Origin of the sequence: Candidatus Symbiopectobacterium sp., assembly GCF_020054415.1 — a bacterium.
Lineage (GTDB): Bacteria > Pseudomonadota > Gammaproteobacteria > Enterobacterales > Enterobacteriaceae > Symbiopectobacterium.
Map to the genome: position 1 here is coordinate 1 of NZ_JAHWCO010000549.1, position 4,788 is coordinate 4,788.

Annotated in this window: 6 protein-coding genes and 2 pseudogenes; 5 read left to right on the forward strand and 3 right to left on the reverse strand. The window is 54.1% G+C overall.

What is annotated here, in order from left to right:
• Nucleotides 1-111, forward strand: a 111-nt coding sequence (locus QZ506_RS16190) for an IS1 family transposase (protein ID WP_291972479.1), incomplete at its 5' end; no start/stop codon positions are given.
• 175 nt (nt 112-286) lie between these two features.
• Complete coding sequence (locus QZ506_RS16195; protein ID WP_291972481.1) at nt 287-589, forward strand: GIY-YIG nuclease family protein; 303 nt, start codon at nt 287-289, stop codon at nt 587-589.
• Nucleotides 590-594: 5 nt separating this feature from the next.
• On the opposite strand, the gene QZ506_RS16200 is transcribed toward QZ506_RS16195, so the two are convergent.
• Together QZ506_RS16200 and QZ506_RS16205 are read right to left on the reverse strand one after the other, a co-directional pair.
• Nucleotides 595-1,104 (reverse strand): GNAT family N-acetyltransferase, encoded by a 510-nt coding sequence (locus tag QZ506_RS16200; protein WP_291972471.1) that lies wholly within the window; start codon nt 1,102-1,104, stop codon nt 595-597.
• Nucleotides 1,098-1,622: an SCP2 domain-containing protein gene (locus QZ506_RS16205; protein WP_291972473.1), complete on the reverse strand. Its 525-nt coding sequence runs from the start codon at nt 1,620-1,622 to the stop codon at nt 1,098-1,100. The genes QZ506_RS16200 and QZ506_RS16205 overlap by 7 nt, the downstream gene beginning before the upstream one ends.
• 369 nt (nt 1,623-1,991) lie before the next feature.
• On the opposite strand from QZ506_RS16205, the gene QZ506_RS16210 reads away from it, so the two are divergent.
• The 3 genes and pseudogenes from QZ506_RS16210 to QZ506_RS16220 all read left to right on the forward strand — a co-directional run.
• Entirely contained in the window at nt 1,992-2,987 is a 996-nt protein-coding gene (locus QZ506_RS16210) for a peptidase U32 family protein (RefSeq protein ID WP_291972475.1), read from the forward strand.
• A gap of 25 nt (nt 2,988-3,012) precedes the next feature.
• Complete coding sequence (locus tag QZ506_RS16215) at nt 3,013-3,891, forward strand: U32 family peptidase (RefSeq protein ID WP_291972477.1); 879 nt, start codon at nt 3,013-3,015, stop codon at nt 3,889-3,891.
• 97 nt (nt 3,892-3,988) lie between these two features.
• Nucleotides 3,989-4,629, forward strand: a pseudogene (locus tag QZ506_RS16220) (MsnO8 family LLM class oxidoreductase); the annotation flags it as partial.
• Between the two features lie 55 nt (nt 4,630-4,684).
• Here QZ506_RS16220 and QZ506_RS16225 read toward each other — a convergent pair.
• Nucleotides 4,685-4,788 (reverse strand): annotated as a pseudogene (locus QZ506_RS16225) (IS5/IS1182 family transposase); the annotation flags it as partial.

Below are 4,788 nucleotides of genomic sequence, written 5' to 3' on the forward strand. Positions count from 1 at the left end.
CTGCGTAACCGATTGCAACGGCTCAATCGCAAGACGCCCGGATATTCAAAATCATCCGAAATGCACGATAGGATCATCGGTACTTACATCGAACGCGAGTACTACGTTTGATGCTACATCAACTCATTGAATACACGACCCTAAAAAAGAAGTGCATAGCGTTATATTATCAATGCAAGTAAAGTTATCGTTACATAAAGACCATATAAAAAAATAAGGTTTTTTTAAATTCAGCGCTTCAAGATACACTGCCATTATCGTGACTGATAAAGACGCCACCTTAACCATGACAGATGCCTCACGCCCCCAATGGCAACTCTATATGCTGCGCACCGCTAACGGCGCGCTCTATACTGGTATCACGCGCGATGTGGCACACAGAGCGGCACAGCACCAGGATGGAAAAGGCGCAAAGGCACTGCGAGGGAAAGGCGAACTGACACTGGTCTATCACTGTGAGGTGGGGGATCACACCACGGCGTTACGGCTGGAATACCGCCTGAAGCAACTGAGCAAGCAGCAAAAAGAGAGGCTGGTGCGCGACCAGCCTACGACGCTCTCTGACTATATACGTGCTGATGTTCCCTAAAGCGCTCAGGGCAGAAAACGTTGGAAGGGCACAGCATAATCCACGATGCCACTCACGCCTTCAAAATGGTTATCGGAAAGCGGGTACATCTGGAAAGCGTCATCACTATCAGGCCAGCGGCAGCGCAACTGCTGCTCCCGGGCAGGCACAAAACCAAAGCGAGCATAATAAGCGGGAGAACCGAGCACCACCACGGCGGTGTAACCAAACTCGTTTAGCGCATCCAGCCCTTCGTAAACCAGCTTTTCACCCCATCCTTGACGGCGCAACGTTTCATCTACCACTAGCGGCCCCAAAGCGACCCACTGACGCTCTTCCTTTGCAATGGTCACCGGGCTAAAAGCGACGTATCCCATCACCACGCCTTCGTCATCCGTCGCGACTACGCCAAGCGTTAACAGCCCGTCTTCCCGCAGTTGATGAACCAGTTCGGCCTCTGCCGAGGTGGGAAACGCACGACGCAGCAGCGCATCAATACCCGCTGCATCTACCGGAATTTCCACCCGTACTAACATGTGGTGACCGCGCGATCATCAGTGTGCATCACGCCCTCATGTAATCCCGCCTCAACGAAATCTGCCAGACGCAGCAGGCCAATGCGCAACGGCGCTGGCATGGCATCCAGATCGATAGAATCCATCAGGTTTTTAACATACAGCCCCAGTTCAGTATCGCCTTCAATGCGCAAACGACGCTGGAAAAACAGCGTATCGGGATCTTCACGGCGTGCGGCGATCAGTACCAGATCGTTGGCTTCAGCGCTGAAGCTGACGTCTTCCACTTCATGCTGGCTCACCACCAGGCGATCGTCTCGCAATGTCACAAACCAGGTCAGCCCGACATCACGGACTTCCACTTTCAGCCAGCGTTCTGTCAGAAATGACAGCTCGCCTTCACCCAACGCCTGCTGAAACTGCCAGCTCAGTACCCGCTCCAACACCTGCCGCTGTAGGGCAAATGGGGTGAACTTCAGAGGCTTACCTAACAAGCCCGGACCTTGACGCACAATCTGTGCCCGTAGTTTTTCCAACACTGATGTACCCCTTATAAAGCAAACCGTTCAATCCAAACCACTCACCCGCTGAACGCAGGGTCCGCTCAGGCCATGCGCACCGCATGTGCTGCTTTTCTCATCACACTATTTTGCTACAGTCCAGTAAAGCAGACGCGATGCCGGGTCAATAATTTCATTATTATGCACGGAAATCTCGGTAATGCATGCAAGCAACCCCTATTCATTACACGATAAGCTGGCCTAAATCAAAGTTCTGCACCAGCGGGTCAATTAAGATTCCCTAACGTTGAAGAAGTGTCGTGCGTTGATATTCCCGTTTTCCGCATGTCCCCGCCCTGCATCAGCCCTGACATGACATCAGGCTGCCTGATGAATGAGGAAACCCGTATGGAATTACTGTGCCCCGCAGGGAACCTGCCCGCACTGAAAGCGGCAATTGATAACGGTGCCGACGCTGTTTACATCGGGCTAAAAGACGATACCAACGCACGCCACTTCGCTGGGTTGAACTTCACGGACAAGAAGTTGCAGGAGGCGAGCGACTATGTGCATCGCCATCAGCGCAAATTGCATATCGCCATCAATACGTTTGCCCACCCAAACGGCTATCAACGCTGGGAGCGCGCTGTAGATATGGCGGCCAATATGGGGGCCGATGCGCTGATCCTGGCTGATCTTGCCATGCTTGAGTATGCCGCAGAGCGCTATCCGCATATTGAACGGCACGTCTCTGTACAAGCATCTGTCACTAACGAAGAAGCAATTCGTTTTTATCAGCGCCACGTTGCAGTTCACCGCATCGTACTGCCTCGCGTATTGTCGATCCATCAGGTTAAGCAATTGGCGCGTACCAGCCCGGTGCCTCTGGAAGTGTTCGCGTTCGGCAGCCTGTGCATCATGGCTGAAGGTCGCTGTTACCTCTCCTCCTACCTGACGGGGGAATCCCCCAATACCGTCGGTGCCTGTTCTCCCGCTCGTTTTGTGCGCTGGCAGCAAACCGAAAAAGGGATGGAATCGCGCTTGAATAATGTTCTGATCGATAGATATCAGGACGATGAAAATGCCGGTTATCCCACGCTCTGCAAAGGTCGCTATCTGGTGGGCGGCGAGCGTTACCACGCACTGGAAGAACCAACCAGCCTAAACACGCTGGAGTTACTGCCGGAACTGATGGCAGCCAACATTGCCTCAGTAAAAATTGAAGGACGCCAGCGCAGTCCGGCCTATGTCAGCCAAATCACCCGCGTCTGGCGACAAGCCATTGACCGTTGCATTGCGTCTCCCGGCACCTTCACCCCGAGTGCGGAGTGGATGTCAGCGCTCGGGGCAGTGGCGGAAGGCACGCAAACCACGCTGGGTGCGTACCACCGAAAATGGCAATAAGCGGCAGGTGAGAGAAGAGAACAGTATGAAATATGCGTTAGGTGCCATCCTCTACTATTGGCAAAAAACGGATGTGGAAGCCTTTTATCAGGCAGCCAGCCAGAGCAGCACCGATATTATCTATTTGGGTGAAACGGTGTGCAGTAAACGGCGCGCCATCAAAGTGGGCGACTGGCTCGATCTGGCGAAACAACTCGCCGCCAGCGGCAAGCAAATTGTATTGTCTACGTTGGCGCTAATTCAGGCGCCCTCAGAACTCAGCGAATTGAAACGCTATGTGGAGAACGGGGAATTCCTGCTGGAAGCCAACGATCTCGGCGCGGTGAACATGGCTGCAGACCGGCATTTACCGTTTGTCGCGGGCCATGCGCTCAACTGCTACAACGCTTACACGCTGCGTCTGTTGCATAAGCAAGGGATGATGCGCTGGTGCATGCCGGTAGAGCTTTCCCGCGACTGGCTGAGCGACCTGCTTGACCAATGCGATGAGCTCGGTTTTCGCCATCAGTTCGAGGTGGAAGTGCTGAGTTACGGGCACTTGCCGCTGGCTTATTCAGCGCGCTGTTTCACCGCTCGCTCAGAAAACCGCGCCAAGGATGAGTGTGAAACCTGCTGCATCAAGTACCCGCAGGGGCGCGCCATGCTGTCGCAGGAAAACCAGCGCGTGTTTGTGCTCAACGGTATCCAGACGCAGAGCGGCTATTGCTATAACCTCGGCAACCAACTGGCGTCCATGCAAGGTCTGGTGGATATCGTTCGCTTGTCGCCACAGTCGTTGGATACGCTGACCCTGGTCGATAGCTTCCGCGCTAACGAGCAAGGTCAGGCACCACTGCCCCTGACGCAAGATGCCGATTGTAACGGCTACTGGCGACGCGTCGCAGGTCTGGAATTGGTGTCCTGACTGGCGTCGGGCGGTGATCCGCCTGATCGCTCGTTTTGAATATAAAAAAGTGCGGGCGTGCGCAATACTGTGAAAAAAACACAGTGAGCCTGCCGCAATGTCAACCGATACCCAAACAACACTATTTTCTCACGATATCCCCTCTTCCCTTCTGGATTTAGCGCCGATCCCACAGGGAGCGACGCCCAGAGATGCCTTTCATCATTCGCTCGATCTGGCGCAGCACGCGGAAAAATGGGGTTACCACCGTTATTAGTTAGCCGAGCACCACAACATGACCGGTATCGCCAGCGCCGCAACCTCGGTGCTGATCGGCTATCTTGCTTCCGGCACTGAACGCATCCTGCTAAGCTCCTGTGGCGTCATGCTGCCAAACAACTCCCCGCTGGTTATTGCCGAGCAGTTCGGTACGCTGGAATCACTCTATCCCGGGCGTATCGATTTAGGCTTGGGACGTTCGCTGGGCCCGATCAGCGTACCATGATGGCCCTGCATCGCCACCAGAATGCGGAAATCGACGATTTCCCCCGCGATGTACAGGAATTACAACGCTATTTTGCTGATGCTCAACCAGACCAAGTGGTGCGTGCCGTACCGGGTCAAGGCTTACAGGTGCCCCTCTGGCTATTGGGTTCCAGCCTCTACAGCGCGCAGTTAGCGGCAGCATTGGGATTACCGTTTGCCTTCGTAGCGCATTTCGCTCCGGATATGTTGCTTCAGGCAATGGCGCTATACCGGGGCTTTGTTGAATAAATAAGAACTTGTAACGACTGCGCCCCATACGGGTCGATTGTTACGTGATGCGAATACTGTTCGGCATTCCTGATAGCGTGATCAGGTTAAGCGCTTTGACCATGGCCATGGCTTCGCCCACCTGAGCATCGTAGTCTCTCAGAC

Excerpts from the sequence above, each read along its gene's own strand:
- QZ506_RS16195 (WP_291972481.1), top strand. The coding sequence starts at position 287 with ATGACAGATGCCTCACGCCCCCAATGGCAACTCTATATGCTGCGCACC.
- QZ506_RS16210 (WP_291972475.1), top strand. The coding sequence starts at position 1,992 with ATGGAATTACTGTGCCCCGCAGGGAACCTGCCCGCACTGAAAGCGGCA.
- QZ506_RS16215 (WP_291972477.1), top strand. The coding sequence starts at position 3,013 with ATGAAATATGCGTTAGGTGCCATCCTCTACTATTGGCAAAAAACGGAT.
- QZ506_RS16200 (WP_291972471.1), bottom strand. The coding sequence starts at position 1,104 with ATGTTAGTACGGGTGGAAATTCCGGTAGATGCAGCGGGTATTGATGCG.